13 protein-coding genes are annotated in these 17,082 nt (G+C 58.1%); 8 read left to right on the forward strand and 5 right to left on the reverse strand.

All coding sequences use genetic code 11. The annotated features are described in order from the left end of the window. Nucleotides 1–459: 459 nt before the first annotated feature. A complete protein-coding gene (locus VIM98_RS20525; RefSeq protein ID WP_331994962.1) occupies nt 460–1,254 on the forward strand; it encodes an Imm71 family immunity protein in 795 nt (264 codons plus the stop codon). 63 nt (nt 1,255–1,317) lie between these two features. Here the strand turns inward: VIM98_RS20525 and VIM98_RS20530 are convergent, their stop codons facing one another. Together VIM98_RS20530 and VIM98_RS20535 are read right to left on the reverse strand one after the other, a co-directional pair. Then, nucleotides 1,318–3,171, reverse strand: coding sequence for an autotransporter domain-containing protein (locus VIM98_RS20530; protein ID WP_331994963.1), 1,854 nt, complete (start codon nt 3,169–3,171; stop codon nt 1,318–1,320). 154 nt (nt 3,172–3,325) lie between these two features. Next, the gene (locus VIM98_RS20535) at nt 3,326–3,895 is read right to left on the reverse strand and encodes a hypothetical protein (RefSeq protein ID WP_331994964.1); all 570 of its coding nucleotides are present in this window, start codon (nt 3,893–3,895) and stop codon (nt 3,326–3,328) included. Between the two features lie 286 nt (nt 3,896–4,181). Between VIM98_RS20535 and VIM98_RS20540 the strand changes: the two genes are divergently transcribed. From VIM98_RS20540 to VIM98_RS20555, 4 genes are all read left to right on the forward strand, one after another. Next, nucleotides 4,182–5,780 carry a hypothetical protein gene (locus VIM98_RS20540; protein WP_331994965.1) on the forward strand — a complete coding sequence of 533 codons (1,599 nt, stop codon included), beginning with the start codon at nt 4,182–4,184 and terminating at the stop codon, nt 5,778–5,780. A 931-nt stretch (nt 5,781–6,711) separates the two neighbouring features. Beyond that, nucleotides 6,712–8,103 (forward strand): amino acid permease, encoded by a 1,392-nt coding sequence (locus VIM98_RS20545; protein WP_331994966.1) that lies wholly within the window; start codon nt 6,712–6,714, stop codon nt 8,101–8,103. A 477-nt stretch (nt 8,104–8,580) separates the two neighbouring features. Beyond that, the gene (locus tag VIM98_RS20550) at nt 8,581–9,543 is read left to right on the forward strand and encodes a hypothetical protein (RefSeq protein ID WP_331994967.1); all 963 of its coding nucleotides are present in this window, start codon (nt 8,581–8,583) and stop codon (nt 9,541–9,543) included. A gap of 40 nt (nt 9,544–9,583) precedes the next feature. Further along, nucleotides 9,584–11,077 (forward strand): amino acid permease, encoded by a 1,494-nt coding sequence (locus VIM98_RS20555; protein WP_331994968.1) that lies wholly within the window; start codon nt 9,584–9,586, stop codon nt 11,075–11,077. 150 nt (nt 11,078–11,227) lie between these two features. Here the strand turns inward: VIM98_RS20555 and VIM98_RS20560 are convergent, their stop codons facing one another. From VIM98_RS20560 to VIM98_RS20570, 3 genes are all read right to left on the reverse strand, one after another. Beyond that, the gene (locus VIM98_RS20560; protein WP_331994969.1) at nt 11,228–11,584 is read right to left on the reverse strand and encodes a YcgJ family protein; all 357 of its coding nucleotides are present in this window, start codon (nt 11,582–11,584) and stop codon (nt 11,228–11,230) included. A gap of 39 nt (nt 11,585–11,623) precedes the next feature. After that, on the reverse strand, nt 11,624–12,133 hold the full coding sequence (locus VIM98_RS20565) for a DUF4232 domain-containing protein (RefSeq protein ID WP_331994970.1): 510 nt from the start codon (nt 12,131–12,133) through the stop codon (nt 11,624–11,626). 336 nt (nt 12,134–12,469) lie between these two features. Continuing rightward, a complete protein-coding gene (locus VIM98_RS20570) occupies nt 12,470–13,282 on the reverse strand; it encodes a DNA-binding response regulator (RefSeq protein ID WP_331994971.1) in 813 nt (270 codons plus the stop codon). A 463-nt stretch (nt 13,283–13,745) separates the two neighbouring features. Between VIM98_RS20570 and VIM98_RS20575 the strand changes: the two genes are divergently transcribed. The 3 genes from VIM98_RS20575 to VIM98_RS20585 all read left to right on the forward strand — a co-directional run. After that, entirely contained in the window at nt 13,746–14,300 is a 555-nt protein-coding gene (locus tag VIM98_RS20575; RefSeq protein WP_331994972.1) for a fimbrial protein, read from the forward strand. 64 nt (nt 14,301–14,364) lie between these two features. Then, nucleotides 14,365–15,135: a fimbrial biogenesis chaperone gene (locus tag VIM98_RS20580; RefSeq protein ID WP_331994973.1), complete on the forward strand. Its 771-nt coding sequence runs from the start codon at nt 14,365–14,367 to the stop codon at nt 15,133–15,135. 74 nt (nt 15,136–15,209) lie between these two features. Then, nucleotides 15,210–17,082, forward strand: a 1,873-nt coding sequence (locus VIM98_RS20585) for a fimbria/pilus outer membrane usher protein (RefSeq protein ID WP_331994974.1), incomplete at its 3' end; no start/stop codon positions are given.

A 17,082-nucleotide genomic window follows, 5' to 3' on the forward strand; every position in this document is an offset into this window, starting at 1 on the left:
TTGCTTTCGCATCTCTTCAATCAGGCTTCCCCTCCCTTGACGTCGTCGGGGGGAAGAGCAACGGTCGTGACCATGCATGAGTGAGTAAGGCGTCATGCCTTTGAACAGTCACAGTCGCCGCTCCCTCCCTGCATGCGGGGCTGGGACGGGTGATTCCTGGCGGGAAGGAGCAGGCTACGCAAATGCGAAGTGTCGAGGCTTACCTCGGTCAGGCTCCCTCTCCCCTGGCTTTGCCGGGGGAGAGGGTTGGGGTGAGGGGGAAACCGTCACGTCACGTAACACCCATCGTTGCCAACGACTCGGGGCAAACAAGCCGAACCTCAGGCCGCTGCGCGCTCGCAAATCGAGAAAAATGAGACGAATCATTCCGGCGGCGTGAGCAAGTCGCTAGTACGCTTCATGGACTCCCATGCGTGAACATGCCGTAGGCGCGCGTCAAGCCGGGCATGGAGATAATTCATGAATGCCCACCCTATGCCGCAGATTTCCTCGCGCGATTTGCAACGAGCACAGACCCTTCGCTGGCTCAAGCAAATAAGTTCCTTTACCACTTGGAACAGGATATTGGCTCACTATCGAATCTGGGCTGCGATTACGGAGAAGATGGCGGAGGCGACTACCGATGCCAAAACGCTCGGAGAGTCCGACTGGTTGGAAATTCAGCATGGCTTGATGTGCTGTGAAGAGGGAGTGGGTCGTCTGCGGCGAGGTGACAAACGTGGTTTCATGTACCCGTATGGCGACTTTGCCCAGGCCAGTGCCCCCATACGTCGGTGGTCCCGGCGGTCGGGATTGTTCGCCAAGCGCAAAGTCAAGGTAAATGTCGATGGCGTGCCCTACTGGAGCGAGTTCAACCACGCTTTGACGCGACTTGTGCGTGCGTGGGGCGAATGCTCATCTACCGCGTCGGTGCAAAAACCTGAAACCCTTGTCTTCCTGGACAGGCTTGTGCCGGATCGCGGGCGCTTGGCGATATACGCCGATCTGCTCATTGACACCCTCGGGGATAATGCGGTGACTATCGCCGTTGGACAAAAAGTGCCATGTTCCGGCGCCTGGGAGCCTGTCGACCTATCCGATCCAGCCAGCTCCAGCGGAGATCTGGCTTATTTAGTTGCCGAATCGACAGCACCCTTGCCCGGCCTCTCTCTGGCCGACGGCGTTGTACGGCATTGGCGTCTCTTTTGGGAGGATGTTCGCTATAAAGACGCCATCCTCCCATTAGAAGAGTTTGCTTATTTTTCCGGTGCCTGATCCGACTTGTTTGTATCCACAGGGACAGTGTTCCGTCCCTGTGGAATGGCCCGGGTTTCCGTATCAGAAAGCGTAACGCATGCCCAGGTTCGCGCTGTTGTATCTCTGGCTATCGTCCTTGAATCGGCCGCTATAGCCTATCCACGCACTCAAGCGCTTCGAGAACTCCGCGCTCAGACCGATATCGGCCGAGCCCCAGTTCCTGTCCGGTGCATAGCCGACCATCGAGAAGGTGCCCGGCATACTGACGACGCCGGCAGTGACCATGCGCGGGTTGGCCTTGCTATCGTGATTCCAGGCCATTTCAGCGTAAGGCGACCAGGTGATCTTGCCCGCCGTCCAGTGGCCTTGCAGACGCCAGCCGAGAGTCGAGATGAGGGAGGTGCGGCGCTGGCTACCAAAGGTCATCGCGGTGCTGTCCTGGCCGTTCTCGATAAAGCTATCGAGTTTGATCTTCTGCCAATCGATATTGGCGAAGGGACCCGTGCGCAGGCTAGTGAAGTTGAACCAGTATCCGCCGGTAAGGCCGCCGCCAGCGCGTGAGCCATCGTCCCTGCCGGTCTCGCTGCGCACATTCGGGCCTAGCTGGATGCGACGGTCGATATCGGAGAAATTCGATTGAGCAAAGTTGACATAGCCGCCGACGTATGTGCCGCTGGCATAGTACGTCGCGTAGCCCATGCCGCCGAGGTCTCGCAACGTGTAGCCACCGCCACCGGCGAAGCTTCCGTTGTGCTGGCCGATACCGACCGCAACGCCAAGCGAAATGTTGTCGCTGACCTTGGCATCCGCGCCTACGGTCAGGTCGACGTTGTTCGACGCGGTTCTGGGCGTCAGGTCTTGCGCGTTGAAACGCTGGTGCGAGTAATCGGCATTCGCGAAGAAGCGTGTGTCGGCACCGGCCTCGTCTGCCAGCATCTGGTTGCGCACGGCGCGATTCTGCGCCTGATTCGCCGCAAGAGGCGCTTCGGCCAGCAGTGACATCTGGCCAGGTGCGCGGATCAACGATGCAACGTATTGGCCGAGCATCGCGTTCGTTGCCGTGCTCGGATGCACGCCATCGGCGAACAGATAGGTCTGGTCGGCACCCTGCGGATAGGTAAACGGCATATCTGAGCCGGCCGGTCCGCACATCACGGCCATCGCATCGGCGCCGCAAGCGGCATCCGTAACATTCGTGAAGCCATAAGCTGCCGGATTGGCGGTCACTTCACGGAGCAGAGCGAACGTGTTGACGGGGATGATATTCAGGCCGTCGTTGCTCAACTGCGCGATTCCAGCGTTGAGCACGCCGTTGAAGGCGAGCGCGAGCTGAGTACCTCCGGCTTGTGCGATCGGTCCCTCGGCGATGCTGTCCGGTGTCTTGCCGAGGTCAGGCAGGTTGTAGACCACGACATACTTGGCGCCAGCGGCCCTGAGTGCGCCCAATAGCTTTACCTCGGTGGTCGCTGCGGCGACGGTCCCGGCGGCAATCGCATTCGGATCGGCGGAATTCTCCTGCAGATAGAAGATGTCGTTGGCACCGCCCCAGACCTGGTACAAAGCGTGTGGATTGGCCTTGCCACCGATAGCAGTGAGGTACATCTGCACCTGTTCCGGCATGGTCGGGATGGTCGATCCGGGCAGTGCGTTGTTGTTCAGCCCGGCACCGCCGAAGGCGAAATCGGTACCGCCCAATAGCGAAGGTTGAATCGGCATGCCCAGTTTGGCTGCCAGAACTTCCGCGGCAGTCAGTCCAGGATTGGTGGTAAAGCGCTGCGGCGGATTCGTATCCGGCGACATGGTCAACGAGATGTTGCCAGCGTCGCTCAGGCTGTCGCCAAAGACGACAACTTGATCGAACTGAGCGGCGGAGGCGGCGGAGCTGAAAAGCAACGCGGCGGAGATGGCGCAAGCCAGGCGACGAGTGTGGCGCATGAGGTGACGCTCCTTGTTGGTTTACTGTTCTCGGTCTGTTCTGGAGAAGTACCCCGGGAAGCCGGACGGCCGGACCGGCTGAACCCGGGGTTTTCGACAGAACAGAACGTAGTTAGACCAGGCCGGACAGTCATGACGGTCCGGCGGCATCCATTTATTTGTCGCTATTGACGCTGCAGCCGGCCGCAGTGCACTTGCCACCGACCAAAGGCAATGCATAGCCATTGACGCTGCAACCCGCGCCGGTGCACTTCCCATCCGTCATGGGCGACGTGTAACTATTGACGCTGCAACCCGCGCCGCTGCACTTCCCGCCTGTCATCGGCGATGCATAACCGTTGACGCTGCAGCCCGCGCCGGTGCATTTGCCATTCGATATGCCCGATTCAACAGGTGTGACGGGGCGAACAAGCCAGGTCACTCGATTTTTTGCGTCGACCAGCGAATCGATTTCCAGAGCGGCATCCCGATAAAGCACAGTAGCGATGCCGTCAGGGTAAGTGGCGGAGTCGGTCAGTGCGACGCGCACAGCATCGCGACCGGTGGATAGCACCTCGACATCGCCATCCACCACGGCCAGACGAATATGGCTACCCTCGCGGGTATCGATACGATATTCGCGTGTTCCATCGTGTTCGAAAGCGCAAATCTGTAACGAAGGCGTGATGGTCGGATTCTGTTCGCATGGGGCTGGCTGCTTATCGCCATGGATGTCCACGGTCACATTGATGCCGTCAGATGAGGCGAATGCCAGCGATGCGGAAGCGGCCAAACAAAAAAGTAGAGCTTTGGAAAATAAACGCATAAGTTGCACCTTGAAGATGGAAAGTGTGAGGGAGTCGATAGGGCACTCATATCGCGGAGCGCAGGAAGGCTTCGCTAGCTTTTCTTAAAAAGCAGCATCTTGGGAGAGCGGAAGGCACATTTGAGACATATCGCCGCGTCGCATGGATTGCGTGAAACGCCTGTGCATGAGGACATAGACGTTAAGACATTGGGAAAGGCTAATCGTGGAAATCAGGCTTTCGTTTTTTACCCGTAGCGCGCTTGTGGGTGTCGCGTACGGCTTGACCTATGCCATTCTCAGAGAAGTCTCGCTATCGGACATCAGCGTTATCAACTGGATACCGGTCGCGGGCCTGCGACTGGTCTGCCTATTGCTCGTGCCGATGCGGTATTGGCCGGCAATGATCGTTGCCGAGGCCATTTCTGTGGGCTATGAGAACTACCAATGTCTCGATAATTTCGGTATGCCATGGGTGGTCGCAGCCAGCATTCCGCGGATGCTTTACACCGCGCCGATTGTCTATGTGCTTCGCAAGCAGCTACCTGGGCTCGCAAAATGCCTGTCCCAAAACATCTCGGGTTTGCTGCTCTGTATCTTTCTCGCCTCGGTGGCGGCCGCGCTGCACAGCATGCTCAGCTACAGCTTGACGGAGCGCCTGGCGGTGGGAGAACAACCCATTCCACTTTGGGCGCTGGGTAGCCGCGCGATGACGAGTACCTATCTGAGCATGCTTACCATCGCCCCAGTCGCTTTGTGGGTCGTGCCTGTGTTACATCGCGCCGTCAAGCTGCGCAGCGTGGGCGAGATATTCCGCGCGATCGGGCGTACCCCATGGCTGGGCACGTCAATGCTGCTCGTGCTGACGATTGGGTTGGTCATGTTGGGACATGCCGACGATGGCGCGATGCATACGTTGGCCATTGGCGGCATATTGGCAGGACTGACGGCGGCGGCATGGAATTACGGTTGGCAAAGCACAGCGATCGTCGGTGCCGTAGCCAACTTAGGGATCGTTGCGATCATGCCGACGCAAGACGATCTGGTCACCATACAAACGCAGTGCCTGCTTGCCGTTGCTACGTCCGGCCTGCTGCTATTCGGTGCACGTACGACGTCTTCGCTTCAATCTATTGAGCGCGAAGAAGCCTCACGCCGCTATGTCCGCGGAGAATTGTTTTCTGTCGAGCGTAATCGCTTGGCTTATGCGTACCTGCTGGACGATGTATTCGGTAGCGCACGCAAGGAAGCGATGCGCCTCATGCATGTGGCACGTCGAGCGCTGCCCGCAGGTGCCATCGCGGAACATTATCGAGAGCTCGATTCCCTGTACCAGAAGCACCAAAGCCTCACGGAAAGTCTGTCGCCGCGCGAGTGGTGGTTATTCGGTGGGCAGAATGGACCTATTGCGCAGACGCTCGATCAGGTCGGTGTCGTGTGCGAGATCCGTGAAGATCCCCAGGCGCAGGACCAGTATCGGCTATCGGCGGAGCTGAGCATCGCCACATATCGCCTGAGTTGCGAAGCCGTGACCCTTCTCATGAAGCATGCGCCGAGCGATCACGTGTGTATGAGCATGATTTCTTTCCCCCTCGATCTTCAGGACGAAGGCGGCATCGAGGTGACGATCGAAGGTCTCGGCAATCCCGTCGTGGACGTCGACGATGTGCACGAGCGCGTGCAACTCGGTCTGGGTGCTTCCGGCTTGAGCGAGCAGGCGCTACGCGACCGGGTACGGCTCTACGATGGCCACCTCAAGGTAGGGCAGACTTCGACGGGCCATATGCGTATCGTTTTTCGCGTGGCCGACAAGGCGCTGGTTTAGATTTTGCGTTTAAGCGGGCCGGCGCACGAATTGTTCGACATGCGTGCATGCACGGCAAAGATGGGTGTCCACGATCAAGGTCTTGGACGCTTTCGAAGCGATGCGGCGAAAATTCGAATTTCCACAGCAAGGACAGGCCGGCGTGCCGCGATGCATGACGTGGCTGATAAAGCGACGGATCGTGGATGAGCCTTTCGACCCCTTCGTCAATGAATGCATGCGATGTACTCCCCTGGTGGTATGCGATATACCGACAGGGTTAAGGCTAGGTTGTGCAGCCCCGAGATGGCATCTGGAAATGTCTCATAGTCGCCCCGCAGTTGTGAGTGCGGGGACCGGAGTGTCGAAAGCGGGCTTTTGAGACAAATCCGCCTGACGAACAGTGGAGGCGTTGGCGATAATTGCATCCGGGTTGACTTGCCGATAAGGACGTCGAGCGGAGATTGGCAATGGAAGGTTTACGCTTCGTCTGCGAGCAACCCCTTTCATAGGGAGATGTTTGTTTTGGGCAGTGACGCCCTGTGGTTGAGCCTTTATGTCAAACACCCCTGTGGTTAATGACAGAGCGATAGGTTGCTTTACGCGGGCTACCCCAATGCGCGGTCCCTTTCCCCCCGAGAGTAGCGCCATTGGTACGTAGCCCGCTTTTTTTGCAGCTGGCGTTTTCAGGGTATCTCGAATACACGGGCATCTTGCAGCAGCTTCGATCCGCATCGGTCATGCCGCGCAGCGCGGTTATAGCTGAAGCCGCTCCCGCAAGGTGGGCGGCTTTTCCTGTCGCCAATAGTCTGTAAAAGGCCTTGACGGCAAATGGCGAGCAGCGGAGTCCGGGCTCCTCCTTGTTGCGCATAAGAAGACAGTTCGCGCCTTGTATTCGATCGGTCGGCCACCTCACAGTGCCGAGAAGGGAGTCCGGTCGAGAGAGATACATATGCGCACAAAGACAGAAGAAGCATTGAAGCGAAACCTGCAAGGGCGACACATCCGGTTGATGGCGTTGGGCTCGACGATCGGTGTCGGCTTGTTCCTGGGTTCGGCTGATGCCATCAAGCTAGCCGGGCCGGCCATCTTGATCTCCTACATCATGGGTGGGTTGGCGATCTTTTTCGTCATGCGTGCGCTAGGCGAGATGGCTGTGCACCATCCTGTCGCAGGCTCGTTCAGTCGCTATGCGCGGGATCATCTGGGTCCTTTGCCTGGGTACCTGACAGGCTGGAACTATTGGTTTATGTGGCTGGTGACCTGCATCGCGGAGATCACAGCTGTCGGGATCTATATGCGGATGTGGTTCCCCGATGTGCCGCAATGGATATGGGCTCTGATGGCGGTAGTGGCCATGGCCGGGGTCAACCTGGCGCAGGTCAAAGCCTATGGCGAATTCGAGTTCTGGTTCGCCACGATCAAGGTGGTCACCATCGTGCTGATGATCGTGGGCGGTGGTGCCATGATCGTGTTCGGTCTTGGCAATCATGGTGTGGCGACGGGCATAAGCAATCTCTGGACGCACGGTGGCTTCATGCCCTACGGTGCCAAAGGCGTGCTGATGGCGCTACAGATGGTGATGTTTGCTTATCTGGGCGTGGAGATGGTCGGTCTTGCAGCGGGGGAGGCGGATAACCCCAACAAATCGATTCCCAGCGCGGTCAACTCGGTGTTTTGGCGAATCCTGATTTTCTACGTTGCCGCTTTGTTCGTCATCATGTCGCTTTATCCCTGGGACGAGCTGGGAACCCACGGCAGCCCCTTTGTCGCCACCTTTGAGCGCCTGGGTATCCGATCGGCGGCGGGTATCGTCAACTTCGTCGTGCTGACTGCGGCTTTGTCGTCATGCAACGGCGGCATCTACAGCACGGGGCGCATGTTGTACAACCTGGCGCAACAGGGCCAAGCCCCCCGCGCCTTCGCAACGACATCGCGCGGCGGTATTCCGTACAAAGCGGTGATGGTGTCAGTGGTCGCATTACTGCTGGGTGTCCTGTTGAACTATCTGGTGCCCGCGCAGGTTTTTATGTGGGTCACCTCGATTGCGACATTCAGCGCCATCTGGACGTGGGGTATCGTGTTGATCACGCAAATGAGGTTCCGACAGGGCCTGAGTCAGGTCGAGCGCAGTCGTCTGGTGTTTCGCATGCCGTTCTACCCGTACGCATCCTGGTTGGCGCTCGCGTTCCTCGTTTTGGTTGTCGGACTGATGGCGTACTTCCCGGATACGCGCATGGCGTTGACGGTCGGGCCGATCTGGCTGCTCGTCCTGACAACGCTCTATTTCGTTCTTGGCCTCGATAGGCGACCTGCGGAGGCAGTTGCTGCGGCGATGCGCTGATTGCTGCCCGATCTGGTTGAAATTCCGAGCTTCGGTAACTTGGATCTCGGCCGGTCATTGCGTATGGCTTGCCATTCAAGTGGCGTGCGTGCGAGGCCTACCCATCACGCTCCAATTTGCATGCTTGCTGTCACCTCAATTGAGACATTTCCAACTTGTTCCGGCCTCGTGCCGGGTCAACACTGCACACACCATCTGTAACACGTATCGCCGTGAGGCGCCTTTCCTAACCGGCGTGGAACCCTGACCACGCGCTAATGGATTTCAAAGCCCTTCGCCCCCCGAAGGGCTTTTTCTTTTTTTGGCTGCTTTGCGTGTCCACCTGCAATGTCGATTCAAATGAGACATTTCCAGCTGTGCACGTGGGGGCCAGGGCTGCATGGTTGGCCGAGGACTTTGGATGCACGCGTGTGAGCCGTGCGATCGATCCATGAGGTCGACAAAGCCGGTTGCCTTTTGAGGAAACAGGAAGTCACTATGCGAAAACTCTTTGTCGCCCTGTTGTTCGTATGCATGGCAAGCTCGGTGTCCGCCGAAACAGGGCAGGCAAACTTCACGGGCCCGCTGGTCACACCTAACGCTTCGGGCGTGCCTGCCGGTATGGTGTGGTTGGAGCCGTACCTGATCTACTCCGAATCGCATGCTGTGTACGATCACCGCGGTAGATGGCGTACCGAGCGGCCGGGCATGCATCAATGGATGCTGGTTGTGCCTATGGGCGTGGGTATCACGCCTCGTCTTACGGCCCAATTGACACCTGGCATGACCTACAACGTATCTGGCCGGGAGCATAGTGACGGCGCCCGAAAGACGGATACCTCGCTTCTGTTGCAGTACAAGCTGATTGCCGCTCATGAGGATGGCTCCGGCCCGGTGCTTTCCATGTCGGCCGCGCACAATTTTCCTACCGGGAAATACAATCGGCTGGGCGACAATCCACTCAATGGCGCAGGCAGCGGCGCATCGAGCAATCGATTCTCGCTGCTCGGTCAACAGCTCTACTGGCTGTCCAACAATCATCCACTGCGGCTACGCGCTCAGATGGCATGGAGCCCGTCTCCTTCGCGCGTTCGCCTTCATGGCACCAGTTCGCATGGGACGACACGTGGATTCCTGGGGACGGCGGCGATGGGCACATCCCTGGCCATCAATACGTCCATCGAGTATGGCCTGACCGAACACTGGGTTCTGGCCACCGATGTCTCTTGGAACCATCGCAACGGTGCTCATCTGCGCGGCATCCAGTGCCCGATCCAGGGCGGGGCCTGCGTGGATGTCGACCGGCACGACGGCCCGGACTGGACGTATAGCGTCGCACCTGCCGTGGAATACAACTTCAACAGCAACATAGGTTTGATCGTAGGCGCGCAATGGAGCGTGGGAGGCCATAACGCCAGCGCCTACCTCGCGCCGCAGGCGGCATTGAACATGGTGTTCTGATGAGCAGTGCTTCGACTGCTCTTGGTTATAAGGAAGTGCAATGCTGAAGAAACTCTTTGCAACCCATCCTATCGACGTGTCTCTTCATGTCGATTCGAGCAAGCTGTTGCCGGGCAAATCGGCAAGCGAACCACGCCTCAGGCGTGTACTCACCGCACGCCATCTGGTTACGCTAGGCATCGGCGCGGTTATCGGTGCAGGTATCTTCGTCATTACCGGGCAGGCAGCCGCGGAGCATGCCGGACCGGCGTTGATCATCAGCTTCATTATCGCGGGCATCGCATGCGCCATGTCGGGCCTGTGCTATGCCGAGTTTGCCGCGATGATCCCCGTGTCGGGCAGCGCCTATGCGTACTCCTACGCTACGCTGGGTGAAATCGTTGCCTGGTTCATCGGTTGGAATCTGGTGCTCGAGTATCTGTTCGCTGTCGCTTCGGTGGCAGCGGGATGGTCTGGCTATTTTAACGAGTGCTTGTCCATCATCGGACACTGGACCGGCATCGGCCTGGCGCTGCCAAGCTATCTCTCCACCGCACCGTTGATGTTCGACGATGCTCATCGCATCGTAACCACAGGGGCATTGATCAATCTGCCAGCTGTGGCGATTGTCGCCGCACTCACCATGCTTTGCTATGTCGGCATTACCCAGTCGACCTTCGTCAACTCACTGATCGTGACGATCAAGGTACTGGTTATTGCACTGTTTATCATCTTTGCGTTCCGCTACATCGATCCGGCCAACTGGCATCCGTTCATTCCCAAGGAGGAAGGGCCCGGCCATTTCGGTACCAGCGGTATTTTCCGCGCGGCAGTATTGGTGTTCTTTTCCTATATCGGTTTCGATGCGGTCTCGACCGCGGCGGGCGAAGCGAAGAATCCTCAGCGTGACATGCCCATCGGCATCCTGGGTTCCCTGGCGGTCTGCACCGTGCTCTACATCGCCATGGCATTGACGCTCACCGGCATTGCGCCCTATCGGTTGCTGGACACCCCGCAGCCCGTGGCAACAGCGTTGGAGCTCTATCCGCAACTGACGTGGCTCAAGGCCATTGTTTCCTTCGGCGCCTTGGCGGGTCTGTCGTCGGTGATCCTGGTCATGTTGCTCGGCACGTCGCGGATTTTCTTCAGCATGGCGAAGGACGGTCTGCTCCCTTCCGGCATGTCGCGAATACACGGTAAGCACCGGACGCCGCATGTTGCCACGATGGTCGCTGGCGTTGCGGCATTGGTCATCGCAGGCCTATTCCCGGTGAGTGTCCTCGGCGAGCTGGTGTCCATGGGGACGTTACTGGCCTTCACTACCGTATGCATAGGCGTACTGATCCTGCGCTATACGCGTCCGGAGCTGCCGCGTTCGTTCCGCGTACCGGGCATCTGGATCGTAAGCACGCTCGGGTCGGCGATCTGCCTGTATTTATTCTGGCAGTCGTTTCGCGCCAATTGGCCGCTTATGCTGGGCTGGACCGGCGCCGGCATGTTCATTTACTTTCTCTACGGTTATACGCATAGCAAGCTGCGCTCACTGGATGTTTGAGCTCGGCTGCCTGCGGCATATTTCCAGCGTCACCCCAACGCGTTCCCCCCACCCCAATCCTTTCCTCCGGCGTGGTCGGAGGAGAGGCTAGGGCGGGAGGACGACCTCGGGTAAAAGCCCCGCTGCGATCGCAAAGATAAGAAAGCGGGCTTACTTTCCGAACAATATTCCTGTGTAGCTCGGCAGCGCTTTACCCGAACGCTTGCCGTCGGTACCGAAGTAGCGATTCGCACGGCACAACCGTTCCTTTGTGTCGCAAAAGACGCCGTTGGAATAAGTAAACGCAGTCAGATCGAAGTCGCCTTGCGAAAACAGTTTGGCCGCCGTCTTTTCACCCAGGTACTTGGCCGTCAACTCACGTGAGATGCCTTTCTCGTCCGCGCACATATGGCGGTCGCATAGCACCCCGTGGGTTGGCGAATGGAGTGCGGGCGCATTACTGGCATAGGCGGAGAGCATCGGCAAGCTCAGCGTCGATATGCACAGGAACAGCGTCGATTTCTTCACAGGTAGATCTCCTTTTCTCGAAAAGCGAACAAGTACATATCAAGGCGTGAAGGTGCTGGCCCGGTACGAAGGCTTCCCCGGACTCGGTCCGCAGAAATGCCCCTGCATCGCGGCGGCGATGGAGCCCTTATCCAGGATCAGGGTGACATAGGCCGCGCTCACGCACTGGCCGTTTTCATAGACATTCCCCGATACCCAGCGTATCTCGCTGCTCACCGACGCATGCGGCTTGACGACAATCGGTAGAAGCACTGGCCCCGGCCTCATGCCGGGCTGTGCACGGGCCGTTATCGGTAGCGGCTTCCGATCGCGATCTCGAAACTTCAGGATAGGGCGCGCCGACAGCGAGCAAACATCATCGCCGCGGTTCGTTACGGTCAACACCATTCCCGACTGGGACATGCCGTTGAAGCGCCCTTGTCCATCGTCCGTATTCAGTGCCAGCCGATCGGCCCGGCAGGGCGGAGCCGTTTGTGCCCAGGCTGCCATGGGAAGAGCGAGTACGACGCATGCTGCCAGGCGAATGGCTAACGATTTGAGGGTCTTCATACATGCATCCATATCCAGTTATCGGTAGTCGAGCACGATCATGGGTAGATTGACTCGTCAAGAATGCACACCATTCCCAACGTGGAACAAATTAAGACATGTCTCATAGTGCGACCCAGTCGACACATCTAATATGACTTCACCCAAGGACAGTCTGTTTTCCTGTGCTGCGAATGCTGCAGCTTTACCAGGGAGATGGTTAGATGGATCTATGGCTGAGGGTGGAGGGTGGCTATTCCCCATAGCCACCTTTCTTTTTTACCTATTATCGGCCTCGTTCAAGGAAGCAGTGCCCCAGTGTCCACAGCCATCGCCGCGAATTGCTCTGGAAGCACGCTAGCTTGCAATCCGGCTTTTCCGGTTCTCGTTCGACGCCATTTCGGAGGGAAGCGAGCCATCCTGGGATGCTTTCCGATACTGATGCGGCGTGCGCCCATTCCACAAGCGGAATGCCGTGGTGAAATTGCACGCGCTGCCATAACCGACTTCCTTGGCGATATCGTGGATCGACATCGATGTCGTCGCAAGCAGCGTCATGCTCTTGCGCAGCTTTTCCTGGCGCGTCCACAAGCCAACCGTCATGCCGGTATGGTGCCTAAAAATCTGCGAAAGCCGCTTCTCGTGCACGCCAGTCTCCCTAGACACCGTCTCCAACAAGCACGGTGTGTCGATATTGGACCGAATGAACTTCATGGCTGCCAGCAGCACGATTTGCTCGTAGGAGCGCGGTGCCGCCTCCGTGGCGGGCGGCGAAGCCAGAATGCGTCGTCGCACTTGAATCCGCATGCGCACCAGTATTTCTTCAGGGGCGCAGGTCTTTTCCAGGTAATCCACGCCGCCGCAGGTCAGGCCGCGAAGTCTGTCCTGGGGGCTGTTGGCATCGGTAAGGAAAATGACCGGAACACGACAGGTGATAGGGGATTCCTGCAAGACCCGACATACGGCAAATCCGTCCACATCGGGGAGCAAGGTATTCAAAATAATGATATCGATTGCCGAGGAAAGCGCCGCGTGCATACCGCGCTTGCCACTTGGTGCAATGATGAGCTGCCAATCGCGCCGCGCCGCAACAATAAAATCGCGGATCGTCTCGGGCTCGCTATCAATTACAAGTGCTTTTGGCCTGTCTTCCTGCGACCGGGTGAGCATTATTCCCCCCACTACAACGTGCTGTTTCTAATGTGGCCGGGCTTGCACTTACTGTGATATGCGTCACAAAATGCGCCGAAATGCGATTATCTCCAACAGTGGTCGCGCATTTGCATCACTGTGAAGGAAAAAGTCTATCAATGCGGCCTTCAAAAGAGCCTTGAATCTAGTGGAATTTCAGACAATTCGCATTATGGCGCTTTGATCGGTTGCGTTAAACCTTTCGCGTTCAGATTTATAAGTCAATGAAAAATAAGTATTTATCTGGCTTCTTTCGACGCCAACTGTGGAGCGTGTGCCTCGACCGCTGGATTGAGACAAATCCCCTGTTATGCGCACCATGGTCTAACTATGATTTTCCCCATGGCGGCGCCAATATGATGCACACGCGCCTGCTTCTTGGCTCAAGATAATCGCATCTGAGGCTGCCAAGCTTTTTTTCTTAAACTAGAGGACATTTACCATGAATCGTAAGCTTCCTATCGCGCTGGCGCTGTCGCTCGCTTTCGGCCTGGCCGCTTCTGCCGCTTCCGCCTCCAACACCATTACCGTCAAGGGTGAGCTCACCAATACTACCTGTAATGTGGTGGGTGGCCAGGGTCTGGGTGTGGGCACGTCCGCTGACTTCACCGTGACCTTGCCGACGCTGAACACGGGTGTATTCAAGGCTCCCGGCGACACGGCCGGTCGCGTGCCCTTCACGCTTTCCTTGAGTGGTGCCGGTTGCGCGGATGATACGACCGTGTCGGCGCATTTCTCGCCCGTCGCTGCCGACGTCGATGTCGCCAACGGTACGCTCAAAAACCAGGACACGGGTTCGAACATCCGCGTTCAGTTCCTGGACGGTCAGAACAACGACACCCCGATCGACCTGGCCAAGTACAGCCGCCTGACGGGTGTCGAGGTTGCCAACAACAAGGCTACCCTGGTGTACGCTGCTCAGTACTATTCGGCGACCGCCACTGCGACAGCTGGCGCGTACTCGAGCACGATGGAATACGACATCGATTACAACTAAGCATCGGCGAGACAGTCCTCCCGGGCCATCCCGGGAGGGTTTCACGTAAATCTCAGGGGGTGTTATGTCGTACCGCAACAATAGCGTGGCACAACGACTGACCGCGCTGCTGGCCCTTTGTGTTTGCTGGGCGGGCCTGAGCCCAGGTGTTGCTTCTGCCAGTGTCACCATCGCTGGAACGCGCGTTATTTTTCCAGCGCAGAATCGCGAAACGAGTATTCGATTGACCAATGCTAGCGATGTGCCGGCACTGGTCCAGGTCTGGATCGATCGCGGTCAGGCAAAGGATAAGCCCGATACGCTCAAGGTCCCCTTCACGGTAACGCCGCCACTGGCGCGCATCGAACCGAAGCAGGGCCAGGTGTTGCGAGTTATCTACACCGGCGACCCCCTGCCAACTGATCGGGAAAGCATCTTCTACTTCAACATGCTCGAAGTGCCCCCGAAGCTGAAGAAGTCTGCCGACGGCGGAAACACCCTGCAGTTTGCAGTACGGACGCGCATCAAGTTCTTCTACCGTCCCGATGGTCTTAAAACCAAGCCCGACGATGCGGTGAAGCAACTGAAGTGGACGCTGGTTCACGACGGTGGACATGTCTCGGTCAAGGTGACCAACGATGCCCCGTACTACGTGTCCCTGGGCAAGATCGAAGCGATTACCGCTGGTCATGCGCATCCGGCGGATGGCAACGGCCTGGTCCCGCCCTTCGGGTCGGCGCAGTTCCCTCTGGAAGGGTTGGCCTCAAGTACGCCATTGGGCGACATCACGATCAAGGCCCAGGCTATCAATGACTATGGCGCGTACGCGGATATCCATCCCAAGCTAGAGCAGTAATTCATGTATTCAGTCGCCACCCGCGCGTGACGGCGCGCGGGTGGTTTACCTGCGCGACGCAGGAGTTACACCTTATGACATCCACGTTTCACTTCAGCTTGCCAGCCCAGCGCTGGTGGCCGCCCAAGCGCCTGCCGCCCCGCAAGGCTTGTGCCATCGCCATCGTGCTGGCGCTCAAGAGTGGATGGGCTTGCGCAGGCGGTGCCGCAGCGCTCCCGGCCAGTGGCGCACCCGCCGATATCGAATACGATTCGAGCTTTCTTGTCGGACAATCCGGCGGTATGGATCTGTCGCGGTTCGAGCAAGGAAATGTGGTACTCCCCGGTGTCTATAGTGTCGATATCGCTGTCTATGACAGCTGGCAGGGTCGTCAGGACGTCAACTTCGTAACGGTTCCTGGAAAGAATTCCGCCGAGCCGTGTTTCGATCGCGAGCTGCTGACAGAGATGGGTCTCGATTGGGGCGCATTGGCCGGTGCTTCCGATGCGCAGAAAGCTGCCGTCGCACGCCTTGATCATGAGCCGATATGCGGGAATCTTTCATCGCTCATTCCTGATGGCTCCTATCAATACGATGCTTCGCAGCAGCTGCTGAAAGTCAACATCCCACAGATCTACTTGAGCCGCAAGGCGCGCGGCTGGGTGGATCCGTCGAAGTGGGATAGCGGTATCACCGCTGGCATACTCAACTACGACATCAATGGATATGAGACAAGTCAGGCTGGACATCGCTATGCGTCTGCCTATGTGGGTATCAATGCTGGCTTCAATATCGACGGCTGGAGGCTTCGTCATAGCGGCTCGTCGCAATGGTCGAACCGCAGCTCGGCGACGTATCGCACGTCGTACAACTATGCGGAGCGAGATCTCACAGCGCTGCGCGCGCAGCTGACCCTGGGCGACACCTTTACCGACGGCACGCTGTTCGATGGCAGCGTGGCGCTGCGTGGTGTGCGGATCGCATCCGACGATCGCATGCTTCCACAGTCGCAGCGTGGGTTCGCGCCGGTGATCCGTGGCGTTGCCAATACCAACGCCCTGATCATTGTTCGCCAGAACGGTCGCGTTATTCTGCAAACCAGCGTGCCGGCCGGCCCCTTCAAGATTGACGACCTGTATCCGACCGGCCAGTCGGGTGAGCTGCAGGTGACCATCCGGGAAGCCGATGGCCAGGAGCACGAATTTACCGTGCCTTTTGCTTCGTTGCCGCAGTTGTTGCGCCCAGGCCAGACGCGGTTTTCGGTATCTGTAGGCAGAGTACAGCACGCCGGTGGCCGTGGCAGCAGCCCGCCGGTCGCTCAGGCAAGCTGGCAGCATGGTTTGAACAATTGGGCGACAAGCTACGATGGGTTCACGACCTCGACCGGCTATGCCGCCGCCACCGTGGGTATGGCGTTTAACTTGCCCGCCGGCGCCCTCGGTATCGACCTCACCCAGGCCAGGACCACAGTGCCGGGTTCTGGCGCACAGACAGGTCGTAGCCTTCACGTCGGTTACAGCACGGTATTGGATTCCTGGGGCACCACCTTTACTGTGGGTGCTTACCGTTATTCCAGTCGCGAATACCTGTCGCTGGACCGCGCGCTATTGGTGCGCGACGCAGCGAAATATGGCTATGAGAATCGCCTCCAGTCAGAACTGGGCCATCTCGACCTGAATCTCAGCCAGCCCGTCGGCGGTGGCGTTCTGTATGCAAGCGGTTCGTCGGTACGCTATTGGGGCGGCAACAGCAGTACGACCTATACGGCCGGCTACAGCAACAGTTTTCATGGAGCGACGTATAGCCTGGAAGTCCAGCGCACCCGGGACAGGGCATACGATCTGCCGGTGGCGCCCGGTATGGATGGCCTGCACTTCGGCCAGCGGCGTACCGATACGCAACTGATGCTTTCGGTGAATATTCCCCTTGGATCGGGGCGCCGCTCGCTTAATCTCAACAGCAATGTAA

It is taken from the genome of Dyella sp., assembly GCF_036568765.1.
Lineage (GTDB): Bacteria > Pseudomonadota > Gammaproteobacteria > Xanthomonadales > Rhodanobacteraceae > GSA-30.

Excerpts from the sequence above, each read along its gene's own strand:
- VIM98_RS20525 (WP_331994962.1), top strand. The coding sequence starts at position 460 with ATGAATGCCCACCCTATGCCGCAGATTTCCTCGCGCGATTTGCAACGA.
- VIM98_RS20530 (WP_331994963.1), bottom strand. The coding sequence starts at position 3,171 with ATGCGCCACACTCGTCGCCTGGCTTGCGCCATCTCCGCCGCGTTGCTT.
- VIM98_RS20545 (WP_331994966.1), top strand. The coding sequence starts at position 6,712 with ATGCGCACAAAGACAGAAGAAGCATTGAAGCGAAACCTGCAAGGGCGA.
- VIM98_RS20550 (WP_331994967.1), top strand. The coding sequence starts at position 8,581 with ATGCGAAAACTCTTTGTCGCCCTGTTGTTCGTATGCATGGCAAGCTCG.
- VIM98_RS20555 (WP_331994968.1), top strand. The coding sequence starts at position 9,584 with ATGCTGAAGAAACTCTTTGCAACCCATCCTATCGACGTGTCTCTTCAT.
- VIM98_RS20565 (WP_331994970.1), bottom strand. The coding sequence starts at position 12,133 with ATGAAGACCCTCAAATCGTTAGCCATTCGCCTGGCAGCATGCGTCGTA.
- VIM98_RS20570 (WP_331994971.1), bottom strand. The coding sequence starts at position 13,282 with ATGCTCACCCGGTCGCAGGAAGACAGGCCAAAAGCACTTGTAATTGAT.
- VIM98_RS20575 (WP_331994972.1), top strand. The coding sequence starts at position 13,746 with ATGAATCGTAAGCTTCCTATCGCGCTGGCGCTGTCGCTCGCTTTCGGC.
- VIM98_RS20580 (WP_331994973.1), top strand. The coding sequence starts at position 14,365 with ATGTCGTACCGCAACAATAGCGTGGCACAACGACTGACCGCGCTGCTG.